General features: G+C 65.8%; 13 protein-coding genes. 8 read left to right on the plus strand and 5 right to left on the minus strand.

Annotation, left to right across the window (positions count from 1 at the left end):
* The first annotated feature begins 568 nt into the window (after window positions 1-568).
* Window positions 569-1,129 carry a hypothetical protein gene (locus tag M0D43_RS19840; protein ID WP_252165136.1) on the plus strand — a complete coding sequence of 187 codons (561 nt, stop codon included), beginning with the start codon at window positions 569-571 and terminating at the stop codon, window positions 1,127-1,129.
* Between the two features lie 16 nt (window positions 1,130-1,145).
* Here the strand turns inward: M0D43_RS19840 and M0D43_RS19845 are convergent, their stop codons facing one another.
* Window positions 1,146-1,820 (minus strand): class I SAM-dependent methyltransferase, encoded by a 675-nt coding sequence (locus M0D43_RS19845; protein ID WP_101363731.1) that lies wholly within the window; start codon window positions 1,818-1,820, stop codon window positions 1,146-1,148.
* A gap of 273 nt (window positions 1,821-2,093) precedes the next feature.
* On the opposite strand from M0D43_RS19845, the gene M0D43_RS19850 reads away from it, so the two are divergent.
* Both M0D43_RS19850 and M0D43_RS19855 read left to right on the plus strand, forming a co-directional pair.
* On the plus strand, window positions 2,094-2,426 hold the full coding sequence (locus M0D43_RS19850; RefSeq protein WP_039523025.1) for an SMR family transporter: 333 nt from the start codon (window positions 2,094-2,096) through the stop codon (window positions 2,424-2,426).
* Between the two features lie 131 nt (window positions 2,427-2,557).
* Window positions 2,558-4,183, plus strand: coding sequence for a hybrid sensor histidine kinase/response regulator (locus M0D43_RS19855; RefSeq protein ID WP_252162712.1), 1,626 nt, complete (start codon window positions 2,558-2,560; stop codon window positions 4,181-4,183).
* 398 nt (window positions 4,184-4,581) lie between these two features.
* On the opposite strand, the gene M0D43_RS19860 is transcribed toward M0D43_RS19855, so the two are convergent.
* The 4 genes from M0D43_RS19860 to M0D43_RS19875 form a co-directional block, all read right to left on the minus strand.
* Window positions 4,582-4,860 (minus strand): oxidative damage protection protein, encoded by a 279-nt coding sequence (locus M0D43_RS19860; RefSeq protein ID WP_252162713.1) that lies wholly within the window; start codon window positions 4,858-4,860, stop codon window positions 4,582-4,584.
* A 21-nt stretch (window positions 4,861-4,881) separates the two neighbouring features.
* Window positions 4,882-5,955, minus strand: coding sequence for an A/G-specific adenine glycosylase (gene mutY / locus M0D43_RS19865; protein WP_252162714.1), 1,074 nt, complete (start codon window positions 5,953-5,955; stop codon window positions 4,882-4,884).
* A gap of 316 nt (window positions 5,956-6,271) precedes the next feature.
* On the minus strand, window positions 6,272-7,951 hold the full coding sequence (ftsY, locus tag M0D43_RS19870; RefSeq protein ID WP_260807512.1) for a signal recognition particle-docking protein FtsY: 1,680 nt from the start codon (window positions 7,949-7,951) through the stop codon (window positions 6,272-6,274).
* 205 nt (window positions 7,952-8,156) lie between these two features.
* Window positions 8,157-8,873 (minus strand): AraC family transcriptional regulator, encoded by a 717-nt coding sequence (locus tag M0D43_RS19875; RefSeq protein ID WP_007965956.1) that lies wholly within the window; start codon window positions 8,871-8,873, stop codon window positions 8,157-8,159.
* A gap of 160 nt (window positions 8,874-9,033) precedes the next feature.
* Here M0D43_RS19875 and M0D43_RS19880 point away from each other — a divergent pair, with 160 nt between their 5' ends.
* The 5 genes from M0D43_RS19880 (at window position 9,034) to M0D43_RS19900 (ending at window position 13,702) form a co-directional block, all read left to right on the plus strand.
* Window positions 9,034-9,972: a proline racemase family protein gene (locus M0D43_RS19880; protein ID WP_252162715.1), complete on the plus strand. Its 939-nt coding sequence runs from the start codon at window positions 9,034-9,036 to the stop codon at window positions 9,970-9,972.
* A 116-nt stretch (window positions 9,973-10,088) separates the two neighbouring features.
* Complete coding sequence (locus tag M0D43_RS19885; protein WP_425510682.1) at window positions 10,089-11,249, plus strand: NAD(P)/FAD-dependent oxidoreductase; 1,161 nt, start codon at window positions 10,089-10,091, stop codon at window positions 11,247-11,249.
* Window positions 11,246-11,491 carry a 2Fe-2S iron-sulfur cluster-binding protein gene (locus tag M0D43_RS19890; protein ID WP_252162717.1) on the plus strand — a complete coding sequence of 82 codons (246 nt, stop codon included), beginning with the start codon at window positions 11,246-11,248 and terminating at the stop codon, window positions 11,489-11,491. Before M0D43_RS19885 ends, M0D43_RS19890 begins: the two co-directional genes overlap by 4 nt.
* Entirely contained in the window at window positions 11,484-12,797 is a 1,314-nt protein-coding gene (locus tag M0D43_RS19895; RefSeq protein WP_252162718.1) for an NAD(P)/FAD-dependent oxidoreductase, read from the plus strand. Before M0D43_RS19890 ends, M0D43_RS19895 begins: the two co-directional genes overlap by 8 nt.
* Window positions 12,794-13,702, plus strand: coding sequence for a dihydrodipicolinate synthase family protein (locus M0D43_RS19900; RefSeq protein ID WP_252162719.1), 909 nt, complete (start codon window positions 12,794-12,796; stop codon window positions 13,700-13,702). Before M0D43_RS19895 ends, M0D43_RS19900 begins: the two co-directional genes overlap by 4 nt.
* The last annotated feature ends 132 nt before the right edge of the window (window positions 13,703-13,834 follow it).

A 13,834-nucleotide genomic window follows, 5' to 3' on the forward strand; every position in this document is an offset into this window, starting at 1 on the left:
CGCCAGTGTGCAATTGCTGTGGCGACGTGCGACGCGTTGCATGCGCTGCAGTGAACGGAGTGCCGCCTTCAATCTTGGGCATGGCTTGTCGCAATCACGCGTTGTGCGGATGCGGTTCCAGGCCTCTGCACAGAATCCGGTAGCAGTCATGATTAAAGTCGCCAGGCCCGGCCTTCCGTTCGCGCGCAGCAGTCAACGAGGTGATGCTGCCCAGCGAGTGCCGGTCGCGCAGCACATGAAGTGGCGCAGCCGCGCGCTTTGTATTTTCAGCAGGCCCGGCACCAGGAAACGGGCGCAGGGCCTGCTCTAGATGCTGAAGGGCAGCGCATAGACGCTCTTCGTGGTCGCCAAGCGTCTGGGCACCGTAGCAGGCGCCCAACAGGATGTTGGCGCACTCCTGCGCATGCGCTGCGGGTGTGCGTCGACGAGGCCGTTCTGCCTCTTGCCGCTGCATGCCACGCGTCACCGCCGGCATGGACCGCTATGCTGGCAGCCTCGATGCAGACAGGACATGGCAATGACGACACGGTGCGGTTGGTGTGCAGCAGCGATGGTCATCGCGACGGCAATGGCGATGCCAGCTGCCGCCGCCACGTTGCCCGCGGGTGCCGTCAAATTACTGCCTGCCGGGCAATCGGTGATGCGTGTCGCCAGCGCAGATCTCACCGGCGATGGCCGGCAAGATTATGTCGTCGCGTTACGCGCCTCCGCAGAAGATGCGCTGCGGACCAATGGCCGAGCAGCGCCGCCGCGCACCTTGCTGGTGCTGGTTGCGAACGCGGACGGTCGTTTTGTCGAAGCCGCACGCAATACACGGGTGATCTTCAAGGCCGACGAAGGCGGGCAGTGCGATCCGTTTCTGGACAGCGACCAGGGCCTGTTCGCGAAGGGTGCGTATTTCACCGTGCAAAACGGAGTGGCGTGCGGCCAGCATTGGACCGACTACATCACCTTTCGCTACGACCGCAGCCGCCGCGCCTTCGTGTTCCACAAGCGCGTGATCGAGGCGTGGGAAATGAACACCCAGGACACGTCCGACGCTGATGCGCTGCGTCTGCGCGAGCACAAGGAAATTGCCGCCGACCCGCGTCGGCCAGTATTGCTGTCTGCCTACACGCCTGTGCCGTGATGACGCAACTGCGCGATCAGCCGCCTGCCGGCCACCAGTTGTCCATGTTGCGCCGGTAGACGAACAGGCGCGGCGCCTTGGCCACCTGCACCGAGGCCTGGCGTTCGCCGGCGATCAATGAAAAGCCGATGTCGGCCAGCATGCGCGACAGCGCATTGGCATTGCCGCGGCCGGGGTCGCTGACGACGATCTCGCAGGACGGCTTGGCCAGCTCTGGGATCAACTTGGCCAGCATGGTGGCGTGGCGGGTTTCGTAGAGCACGTCGCTGGCGATGATCATGTCGAACTGGCCCATGTTCGGCCCGCTGGCGTCCCAGTCGAGACGGCGATACGGCACCGATGCCAGCGCATTGAGCGCAGCGTTGTAGGCCAGAAAGACTTCTGCCAGCGGGTGATAGTCGCTGGCAACCACATCGGCGCCGCGTCTGCGCAACACCAGACTCGCCAGGCCCAGGCCGCAGCCGAGCTCGAGGATGCGCTTGCCTTCGATGGGGCGCGTGGCCATGGCCTCAGCCAGCAACTGGCCAGCGGGCCAGACCTGGCCGAATAAGCTCCATTGCGCCGATGAGATACCGGCATCGGCAGCGGTCTGATCGGGATCGGCGTACTGCTGCTTGTCAGCCAGCGCGCGGATGACGTAGGTCAGCTGCCCGAAGGTCAACTCGTGGATCTGGGTCTGATAGCCCGGCATGGCGACATCGCATGGTCGCCAGACAACGGCGCTGGCGTGAAAAGAACACGCGCCGGTACAGCCGGAACCGACCGTCAAGCGCAAGAGCTGCGTGGTGCCCGTGCATGCTACGGCAAAACGACCGATGCACCTGCCTGCCAGTGCCGGCCCGCCGTGCCTTCATTAGCCTGCTTTCAGCAAGCGACGGCGCAGGCAATGGCGCACAGCGGCGGGCTTGCATGCAAGCCGGTGCCTGCCGCTATGGTCGCCGCATTCCACGGGCAAGGTGCCGCGATGAAGAACTGGATATTTCTGGCAATCGCGATCTGCGCAGAGGTCACCGCCACGGCGGCACTCAAATCGAGCGAAGGCTTCACGCGCATGTGGCCATCGCTGCTTACTGTGCTGGGCTACGGCATCTCGTTCTATTTCCTGGCACTGACGCTGCGCGTGATCCCGGTCGGCATCGCCTACGCCATGTGGTCGGGCGCGGGCATCGTGTTGATTTCGCTGGTGGCCTGGGCCGTGCACGGACAACGGCTGGATGCGCCGGCGCTGCTGGGCATGGGGCTGATCGTGGCCGGTGCGGTGGTCATCAACGTGTTTTCGAAGGTGGCGCCGCATTAGCGCGTGCCGCGTACTGCGCGCCGGGTTGCAATGGGGCCCGGCCGTAGGGAAAAGGCTGATGGATGTGACGAATCGCATCACCTGGCCCAGCTAGACTGTGGCCACGGGAATGGCCCCGCGGAGCACATCACTTGAACGATCCCGGTAACGGAGCGCTACGGGCACCTCACATCAGCGAATCTCGCAGCCTGCCTGTGGAGAAGCATCGCTCGGATATCTTTTTTGCCGCGGTGGAGACCACGCGGATGCCGATGACGGTCACCGACCCGCACCTGCCCGACAATCCGATCGTGTTCGCCAACCGGGCGTTCCTGGAGATGACCGGGTATTCGGCCGAGGAGATCATCGGCAACAACTGCCGTTTCCTGCAGGGTCCGGAGACCGATCCGGCCAGCGTGCAGGACGTTCGCGAGTCCATCGAGCAACGCCGCGAATTTGCCACCGAGGTGCTGAATTACCGCAAGGATGGTTCGTCGTTCTGGAACGCGCTGTTCGTCTCGCCGGTGTTCGACGAGCAAGGCAACCTGGTCTACTTCTTCGGTTCGCAGCTGGACGTGAGCCGTCGCCGCGATGCCGAAGACGCCTTGCGCCAGGCGCAGAAGATGGAAGCGCTGGGGCAGTTGACCGGCGGCATCGCGCACGATTTCAACAATCTGCTGCAGGTGATGTCCGGGCATCTGGAAGTGATCCAGATGATGGTCTCCGGCGATGCTGCCAGGAATGCCGAACGCATCGCCTTCAGCGCCGAACATGCCGCAACAGCCGCGGCCAAGGCGGCCACCCTGACCCAGCAATTGCTGGCGTTTTCGCGCAAGCAGAAATTGCGGGGTCGGGTGGTCAATCTCAATGGCCTGGTGTCGGGCATGAACAACATGGCCGAGCGCACGCTGGGGGGCGGCATCAGCCTGCGGCAGTCGCTGGAAGAGGGGCTGTGGAACTGCCAGATCGACACCACCCAGGCCGAAGTGGCGCTGTTGAACGTGCTGATCAACGCGCGCGATGCGATGGCGCAGTCCGAGCACAAGGAAGTGACCGTGCAGACCCAGAACGTGGAAATCACCAGCCACGATCTGGCCATGCACCACCAGTTGGCGCCGGGCCGCTACGTGAGCATTGCCGTCAGCGACACGGGCTCGGGCATGCCGCCGGAGGTGACCAGCCGCGTCATGGAGCCGTTCTTTACCACCAAGGACGAGGGCCAGGGCACGGGACTGGGTCTGTCGATGGTGTACGGCTTCGTCAAACAGTCCGGCGGCACCGTGCGCATCTACAGCGAAGTGGGCGAAGGCACCACGGTGCGGCTGTATTTCCCCGCATCCAACGAGTTCGAGAACGACCTGCAGGCCGTCAAGAGCCGTGCCATCGACAAGGGCGGCAGCGAAACCATCCTGGTGGTGGAAGACAAGCAGGACGTGGCGGTGGTGGCCAGGATGTTCCTGGAAAACGCCGGTTACCGCATCCTCTCCGCAGCCAGTGGGCGCGAGGCGATCGAGTTACTCGAGCAGCATCCGGACGTGGATGCGCTGTTCACCGACCTGATCATGCCCGGCGGCATGAACGGCGTGGTGCTCGCACGCGAAGCACGCCGCCTGCTGCCCAGGATCAAGGTGTTGCTCACGACCGGTTATGCCGACGCCAGCATCCAGCGCACCGACGTGGGCGGGGCGGAATTCGACGTGGTCAACAAGCCCTACACGCAAAAGGAATTGCTCAAGCGCATCCGCATGTTGCTGGACGGGCCGACCGGCGTGGGCTGAGGATGTCATGCATGTTGAAGAGTGCGATGCCGCTGCTGCAGGCGGCATCGCATGGCGATTGGTGCTGAATTTCAAGACTTCTTTAGTCCGTCGGATCAGCGCATGGATCAGCGGTAGGCAGTGAACAATCCTGATCGAAGCGCATAGCAGTGGAGGCTGCTGCCCATTTGCCCTTTGCTGGATCAACTATGCGGTGCGCAGCCCGTTGGTGAAGCCGCCAACGCCAGCGCGCGCCGCCGATACGTCGAACACGTCTCTCGATGGCCTGACCTTCGCAGGTAATCCGCGCGACAGGTCGCAGGTCCGTCGATCAGTTCATATGCGCAGAGGAGTATCCGGGGAGTGGGAAACCGTTTGTGCGAATCCCAACGCCTCAATCCCGAATCCTGGTTTTCAACCTACTCCTCACCAAGCGGTGCCACATACCCATCAGGTTTGTCGGCATTGCGCTCGAACAGGAACTTTTGCAGCTCGGCTTCCAGGAAGGCGCGGTGCTTGGGATCGCGTGGCGATAGCCGGTTTTCATTGATCAGCATGGTCTGGTGCGCCAGCCATGCCTGCCAGGCGCTCTTGCCGATCTGCGCAAAGATGCGCTGGCCGAGTTCGCCGGGATACGGCACGAAATCCAGCCCTTCGGCGTCGCTTTGCTGGTACTGGCAGAACACGGTGCGGGACATGCGAATTCCTTTGAGGCGAGCTTAGAGCGTGTCGAGCAACTTGCGGATCGGCGCTGGCAAACCCAGCGCGCCGAGATCGGCGCGGGCGACCCAACGCAGATCGTCATTGTCGCGCACCGCCGCACGCAGTGCGACCTTGCGTAGGCGCAAGGGCTGCAGATGCAGGCGATAGTGGCTGAATGTGTGCACGATCGGCGGCATCGCATCGGCGCGTTCGTAGCTGCCATCGATGGATCTGTCGAACCAGGCGCGCATGCCGCTGTCGGTGTCGGCCTGCGGCAGCGTCCACAGCGAGGCCCAGATGCCGGTGGGTGGGCGGCGCTGCAGCAGGATCTCGCCTTGGGCGTTTTCCAGCAGTAGGGCGGTCGCTTCGCGCTCGGGCAGGACCTTGCCCGGTTTGGGCGTCGGCAGCGCATCCACCAGGCCCTCGCGGCGGGCGACGCAGGCATCCTGCAGCGGGCACAGCACGCACGCCGGTTTGGCGCGGGTGCACAGGGTGGCGCCGAAATCCATCTGCGCCTGGGTGTAGTCGGCCAGGCGGCCGTCGGGTACATGCGCGACATGGGTTGTCGCCAGCTGCCACAGTTGCTTTTCGACGGCTGGCAGGCCGGGATAGCCGGTAATGCCATGGAAACGCGTCATGACGCGTTTGACGTTGCCATCCATGATGGGGAAGCGGTCGTTCCACGCCTGGCTCAGGATCGCACCGGCGGTGCTGCGGCCGATGCCGGGCAGCGCGAGCAATGCATCGAAGTCGTGCGGCAATTCGCCACCATGCAGGGCGAGGCATTGTTTGGCAGCGGCATGCAGATTGCGTGCGCGGGCGTAGTAGCCCAGCCCGGCCCAGTGCGCCATCACCGTGTCGTTGTCGGCCGCAGCCAGAACGGCCAGCGCAGGGAAGCGCGTCACGAACTTGTTGAAGTAGGGAATGACCACTGCAACTTGCGTCTGCTGCAGCATGATTTCCGACAGCCAGACGCGATACGGCGCGCGTGGATGCTGCCATGGCAGGTCGTGACGGCCGTGGCCGTCGAACCAGTGCAGCAACGGGGCGACAAAAGCGTCAGCGGATGAAGCGGCGAGATCTGCGGGCATGAGGTCTGCTGGCGGTAATGGAGGGCGGTGCCGGGCACAAGCGTGATGTTGCGGTGGCGAGCTCAGCGCAGTGGAAACGCCATGCCGACCCGGCACTGCTGACAGAACAAGCCTTCGTCGCCAGCCCATGCGGTGCCCGAGGTGCGTGGTACCAAGACACCGCCGCATCGCTGCACTGCGTTGCACTTAGCGAGGCGGGCATGGGGCGCGCGAACTCCAGCACGCGGTTGGCATGCGACCAGCCGTACGACACCTGCTGCACCGTGCAGCCGGCCTGCAGCGCGCTTGCAGGGGCTGCAGGCCGGCGGTCGGCCACTCAGCTGCCCAAGGCTTCCGGCAGCAAGGCGTCGACGAAGGCGACCGGGTCAAACACGCGCAGATCTTCCGGGCGTTCGCCGATGCCGGCAAAGCGGATCGGAATATTGAACTCGCGGGCCAGTGCGAACACCACGCCGCCCTTGGCGGTGCCATCGAGCTTGGTCACCACCAGGCCAGTGACACCCACCGCGGCATGGAACTGACGCAGCTGCGAAATGGCGTTCTGGCCGGTGGTGCCATCGATGACCATCAATACTTCGTGCGGCGCGGCGGGGTCGATCTTGCCGAGCACGCGGCGGATTTTGCCCAGCTCGTTCATCAGCCCGGTCTGGGTATGCAGGCGGCCGGCGGTGTCGGCGATCAACACGTCGGTGCCGCGTGCCCTGGCGGCCTGCAAGGCGTCGAACGCCACCGAAGCGGCATCGGCGTTCTGCCCTTGCGCGATCACCGCCACGCCATTGCGATCGCCCCAGGCCTGCAGTTGCGCGACGGCGGCGGCGCGGAAGGTGTCGCCGGCAGCCAGCATCAGGCTATTGCCCTCATCCTTGAAACGCTTGGCCAGCTTGCCGATGGTGGTGGTCTTGCCGACGCCGTTGACGCCGACGGTGAGCACCACGAACGGCTTGAGCGAACGGTCGATGACCAGCGGCTTGGAGACCGGCTGCAGCAGCGCGATGAGATCGGTGCGCAGGGCCTGGAACATCGCCTGTGCATCGACGAATTCGCGCGATTTCATGCGCTTGCGCAGGCCTTCGATCAAGGCGGTGGTGGCGCCGATGCCGACGTCGGCGGTGATCAGCGCGGTTTCGATTTCATCCAGTAGGTCGTCGTCGAGCTTGGGGTTGCGCGAGAACAGGCCGCCGAAGCTGCGGGCGAAGGTGCTGTTGCGCAGCCGTTCGCGCCAGCCCGGTTTGCCGGCCGGTGCGGCAGGCAGCGCGTCGCGCTGGCCGACGATGTTGTCGCTGTCCTGGGTGGTCGGCAGCGGTGCGCTGACGCTGGCCTGCGCGGTGACCGTCGGTGCGGCACTTGCCGGAGTCGCAGCAATTGGAGCTGCGGTAGGTACAGCGGCGGCAGGTGCAGGCGTTGCGGACGGCGGAACGACGACCACGGGCGTGGTGACCGGCGGTGCAACCACGGCGGGCGCCGCGCTTTGCGGCGGCGTTACCGGCTGTGCAGGCGCCGCGTCAGGCGGCGTCGGTGTGGTCTGTGGCTGTACCACCACCGGCGGCACCACCACAGTGACCTGCGCGCTTGGCGCGCTGGCGGGAATCGGGTCGGGTAGCGCCTGCAATGCGGTCGGCGCAGGCGCCGCCGGGGCTGCAGGTGTGCTCGGAACGGCAGCAATGCTCTGCGCTTGGCCTGTGCGTGCAGCGATCTCCTGCGCAAGCTGGTCGGCAGGCGTGGCGGCAGGTGGCGGCGCAGCGACCGATGCAGGTGCTGCAGGAGCAATACGCGCCGCAGCGGGAGTGGCTGGAGCGACAACCGGCGCTGCGGCTGTGTCTATGCCTGTTTCGGCATTGGGCATGGCCTCGACCGGCGATGCCGGGGGGGCGGCAGACGGTGCGGTAGGGAATGCGGCTGCCAGTTCTTCCAGGCTGTAGCGCGAGGTACGCGAGGTACGCGAGGTAGCCGAGCTGTCGGGCGTGGTTGGCTTGTTGCGGCGAAAAAAGCTGGCCATTGGCAACGCGGTAGGGGAAACCGGAAATTCTATCATCCGGGCCTTCTGACGCCTTGACGCGCCCTTCAGCGCAGTACGTTGTGTGAGTGCATTGCATGGACCGCAGCGCCACTTGCGTAGCAACTCAGCTGCGGTCGCCAGCGCCAGGCGAATCCTGCCGAATTCGGCATTTTTGCCGGCGATGTGTCAATGCGGACTTCTGCGCCTATAACTGACCTTTGAGCGCGCGGTAATCGCGTGGCGTCATGCCGACGGTGGCCTTGAACTGACGCGCAAAGGCGCTCTGGTCAGCAAAGCCGCAGCGTTGACCGATACTGGCGATGCTGTCGTCGCCGTACAACAGCCGCATCGCCGATTCGATGCGCAACTTGGTCAACAGTTGCTGCGGAGTGACCTGAAATACGCGGCGGAAGTGGCGTTCCAGCTGCGCCACCGACAGTCCGGCCAGGTCGGCAAGGCTTTGCACGCGCAGGTTGTCGCCGAAGTTGGCCTGCATATGTTCCATCACCTGGCTCAAGCGTTCGTAGGCGGAGTGACGGCTGTCGGGCTGGCCCAAATCGCGCGAGATGCCGACCACGCCGATCACCTCATTGGCCTCGCATAGCGGGCGTTTGAAGGTCAGGCACCAGCCCGGCAGGCGATTGGGATACAGGTGCACTTCGAGCTGGTTATCGATGAGCTCGCCGCATAGCACGCGGCGGTCCTGCATCATGTAGCTGCCGCCCAGCGGCAAGGGGAACACTTCCAGCGGCGAACGGCCGATGATCTCGCTGCGCAGCTTGCGCCCCAGCCGGCGCACCAGGGTCAGGTTGCAGTGGGTGTAGCGGCCCTCACTGTCCTTGATGAAGAACACCACATCCGGCAGTGCGTCGAACAGCGTCTGCATTTCCAGGGCGGGCAGGTTGAGGTCCATCAGGGTCATGGTAGCGGTCACGATTAGACGGCTGCACGAATGTGCAACCCAGCGATGATCCTAGCGCAAACGCGCGGCCGTGATTCGGGTTGGCCATTGTGCAGATTTCCGCATTTCCAATTCGCATTGGACGCTAGTCGTCCGCAGGCCGGCAGTGGGAGCATGGGGCATGCACACCATCGACGTCATCGACTCCCATACAGCCGGCGAGCCTACCCGCGTGGTCCTTTCCGGCTTCCCCGACCTGGGCGATGGCGACCTGGCGCAGTGCCGTGAGCGCTTCCGCAGCGGGTTCGACCATTGGCGCAGCGCCATCGCCTGCGAACCGCGTGGGTCGGACACCATGGTGGGCGCCCTCTTGCTGCCGCCGCGCGACCCGAGCGCCTGCACCGGGGTGATCTTCTTCAATAACGTGGGCTATCTGGGCATGTGCGGGCACGGCACCATCGGGGTGGTACGCACCCTGGCCGAGCTGGGGCGCATCGCGCCGGGCCAGCACCGGATCGAGACGCCGGTGGGTACGGTCGGGGTGGCGCTGGCCGAGGACGGCACGGTGTCGGTGGATAATGTCGAGAGCTATCGCTTTGCCAGCGGCGTGGAGGTCGAGGTGCCGGGGCATGGCCAGGTGCGTGGCGACGTGGCCTGGGGCGGCAACTGGTTCTTCATCACCGAACAAGCGCCGTGTGCGCTGGATCTTGCGCATCAGCGCGAGCTGACTGCCTATACCGAAGCCATCCGGCTGGCCCTGGAGGCGGCCGGTCTCACTGGCGAGGCCGGTGGCGAGATCGACCATATCGAAGTCAATGGCGCCGCGCCTGACGGCAGCGGTGTGGCCCGCAATTTCGTGCTGTGCCCGGGCTTGGCCTATGACCGCTCGCCGTGCGGCACCGGCACCAGCGCCAAGCTGGCGTGTCTGGCGGCCGACGGCAAGCTGGGCGAAGGCGAGCGCTGGGTGCAGCAAGGCATCCTGGGCAGCGCCTTCGAAGGCAGTTATCGCCTGAGCGGGCGCGGCATTGCCCCGCGCATCAGCGGGCAGGCGTACATCACGGCACGCTCGCAACTGGTGATCGACCCGGCCGACCCCTTCGCCTGGGGCATCGTGCCCTGATGGAAGGAGTGTGGCCCGCGCTGGTGGTTGCGTCGGCCACGCCGTCGGTCGATGCGGTGGCGGCTGCAATTGCAAAAACGTCTACGGCGCTGCCTGATTCGGCATCGGCGCATGGCTTGGGTGCCGACGCCGAATCCGGCTTCGCAACGTCTGCCGCGTCCACGCGACGCAGTTACGACCTGATCGTGATCGGCGCCGGCATTGTGGGCGCAGCCTGCGCCGAAGCCGCGGCGGGTGAGGGCTTGCGCGTGGCAATCGTCGAGCCGGGGCCGATCGGCGGTGGCTCCACCGCAGCGGCGATGGGGCACTTGGTGGCGATGGACGACGACCCGGCCGAGCTCGCGTTGTCGGCGTATTCGCTGCGTCTGTGGGAGCGCTTCGCCACGCTGAGCGAAGCGGAATTCAGTCGCTGCGGCACGCTGTGGGTGGCCCGCGATGCGCGCGAACTGGCGGCGGTGCCGGCCAAGATCGCGCGCTTGGCAACCGCCGGCCTGCATGCCGAAGCGATCGATGCGGCGCAACTGTACGCGCTGGAACCACAGCTGGTACCAGGCCTGGCTGGTGGCATGCGCGTGCCCGATGAAGCGGTGGTGTACCCGCCGCGGGTAGCGCGGCATTTGGTGAGCCTGGCCGGCAAGTCTGGCGCGCGGCTGTTTGCCGGCCGTCGCGTGGCGCAGCTGCAGGAGCGTGCGGTGCGTCTGGACGATGGGCAGGTGCTCTCGGGGCCGGTGTTGGTTGCCAGCGGTGTGGCCCTGCCGCAGTTGCTGCCTGAGCTGGCCGTGCGCCCGCGCAAAGGGCACCTGGTGATCACCGACCGACATCCTGGATTGATCCGGCATCAGTTGCTGGAATTGGGCTATGCGGATTCGGCGCATGGTGCCGACGACACCAGCGTGGCCTTCAATGTGCAGCCACGGCCCACCGGGCAGATTCTGATCGGCTCGTCGCGCCAGTTCGGCGAGCACGATCGCACCTTGTCGATGCCGGTGCTGCAGCGGATGTTGCAACGCGCGTTCGCGTACCTGCCGGTGCTGCGCGAGCTGCAGGCGATTCGCGTATGGACCGGTTTGCGTCCCGCCACGCCAGACGGGCGCCCGTATTTAGGGGCGGTGCCCGGACGGCACGATGTGTGGGTGGCTGCCGGTCACGAGGGGCTAGGGGTTACCACCGCGCTGGGGAGCGCGCGGGTGATCGTGGATAGCCTGCTCGGGCGCACCCCGGCCATCGACCCGGCGCCGTATGCACCGGCGCGTGCCATGCAAGGTGCGCCCGCATGAGCGCGACGGTGCGTCTGCACGTGGATGCGCAGTTGGTCGAGGTGCCGGCCGGTGCCAGTGTGGCGGCGGCCGTGGCGCTGGCCACGCTGCAGTTTCGGCAATCGAGTAGTGGACAAGCGCGCGCGCCGTTATGCGGCATGGGCGTGTGTTTCGAATGTCGCGTGCGCATCGATGGTGTCGGTCAGCAACGCGCGTGCCTGGTGGACGCGCGCGATGGCATGCAGGTGCGTACCGATGGTTGAGCGCGTGCTGCATTTCGATGTCCTGGTGATCGGTGCCGGCCCGGCCGGGCTGGCAGCGGCGCAGGCGGCGGCCAGCCAAGGTGTCCGCGTGGGCATCGTGGACATGCAGCCGCGTGCCGGCGGTCAGGTATGGCGCAGCGACGTGCAACACGGTGCGCCAGCCGATGCGCGCGCGCTGTTGCAGCAGGTGGCGGGCAACGCAGCGATCACGGTGTTGATGCGCACGCAAATTCTGCTAGCGCAACCGGGCTGGCTCCTGGCGGATGGTCCGGACGGCACGCTGCAACTGCATTACGCCGCGTTGGTGCTGGCCACTGGTGCGCGCGAATTGCTGCTGCCGTTTCCAGGATGGACCTTGCCTGGCGTCACCGGTGCCGGCGCGGCGCAGGCGCTTGCGAAGCAGGGGTGGCCGCTCAGCGGCAAGCGTGTGCTGGTGGCCGGCAGTGGCCCCTTGCTGTTGGCCAGTGCGGCGACCTTGCAACGGCATGGCGCACGGGTGCTCGGCATCCACGAACAAACCTCGGCAGCGGCGTTGCGCAAGTTCGCGCTGCAATTGTGGCGCTGGCCTGGTAAAGCCGCGCAGGCCGCGACGTTGCGCCTGCAGCTGCGTGCAGTGACGTATCGCCCCGGCAGCGTTGTGATTGCCGCGCATGGCGACACGCAGCTGCGCGAAGTCGAACTCGAAGGTCCCACCGGGCGCATGCGGATTGCCTGCGATCAATTGGCGGTGGGCTATGGCCTGGTGCCCAACACCGAGCTTGCGCAATTGCTGGGTTGCCAGCTGCAGGCATACGGTGCGCACCAGCAGGTGCAGGTGGATGCGCTGCTACGTACCAGTGTCACCCAGATATTTGCCGCCGGCGAAGCCTGCGGCATCGGCGGTCGCGATTGCGCATTGATTGAAGGTGCGATGGCCGGGCATATGGCCGCCGACGCGCCTGACGCGGCGCTGCGCCTGCAGCCACGGCGTCATGCTGCGCGTGCGTTTGCCGATCTGCTGCAGCAGCAATTTGCGCTGGACCCGCGCATCCGCACGCTGGCGCAAGCGGACACGCTGGTCTGCCGCTGCGAAGACGTGCCGCTGGGCGCGCTGGACAGCTTCAACGATGCACGCGATGCCAAGCTCGCGTCGCGCTGCGGCATGGGCGCCTGCCAGGGCCGCATCTGCGGCAGCGCGCTGGCCGAACTGGGGCGTTGCCCGCCCGATCTTTCCACCGACGCCGGCCGCCGGCCGCCGTTGTTCCCGGTCCGCCTCGCGGCGCTGGCCGACTCGTTCACTTCCGACTCGCAAGGGAATCATCCATGAGCATTGCTGCGTTCTGGCACGGCGTGTTGCCAGCCATCACCACCCCGTTCACCGCCTCCGGTGAGATCGATCACGACTTTCTCGGCAAGCACGCCAATCAGTTGGTGGATGCCGGCTGCACCGCGATCGTGCCGCTGGGCTCGTTGGGCGAAGCCGCCACCTTGAGCGTGGAAGACAAGCTGGCGATCCTGCGCACGCTGGTCACCGCCCTGAACGGCCGCGTGCCGGTGGTGCCGGGTATCGCCAGCCTCGCCACCGGCGAAGCAGTGGCGCTGGCCAAGGCGGCCAAGCAGATCGGCTGCGGTGGCTTGATGGTGCTGCCGCCGTACGTGTATTCCACCGACTGGCGCGAGATGGGCGCGCATGTGCGCGCAGTGATCGCCGCCACCGATCTGCCGGTGATCCTGTACAACAACCCGGTTGCGTACAAGACCGACTTCGGCCCGGCGCAGATCGCCGAGCTGGCTGGCGAATTCCCGAACCTGCAGGCAGTGAAGGAATCTTCCGGCGATGTGCGCCGCTTCGCCGCGCTGCAGGAATTGCTGGGTGATCGCCTGGCGCTGCTGGTCGGCATGGACGATGCCATCGTCGAGGGCCTGAGCATGGGCGCCAAGGGCTGGATCGCTGGCCTGGTCAATGCGTATCCGAAAGAGTCGGTGCGCCTGTTCGAACTGGCGCGTGACGGCGGTTACCCGGCGGCCAAGGAGCTTTACCACTGGTTCCTGCCGCTGCTGCGTCTGGATACCGTGCCCACCTTCGTGCAGCTGATCAAACTGGTGCAGGCAAAGGTCGGTATGGGCAGCGAGCAGGTGCGTGCACCGCGCCTGGTGGTGGCCGGTGCCGAGCGCGATGCCGCGTTGAACGTGATCGACCATGCGATCGCCACTGCGCCCAAGTTGTCTTGAGGACGCAATGACGCTGCCATCGCACGCTGTGCCTGCGGATGAGCGCAGGGTGTGGGTTGCGCGAATTCGCACCACGCGCCGGACCTGCGCGTGGTGCGATGCGTCGGCCGCTGCGGATGTGGACTCGCGTGC

The sequence above is a fragment of the Xanthomonas prunicola genome (assembly GCF_025266575.1).
In the GTDB taxonomy this organism is placed as follows: Bacteria; Pseudomonadota; Gammaproteobacteria; order Xanthomonadales; family Xanthomonadaceae; genus Xanthomonas; species Xanthomonas prunicola.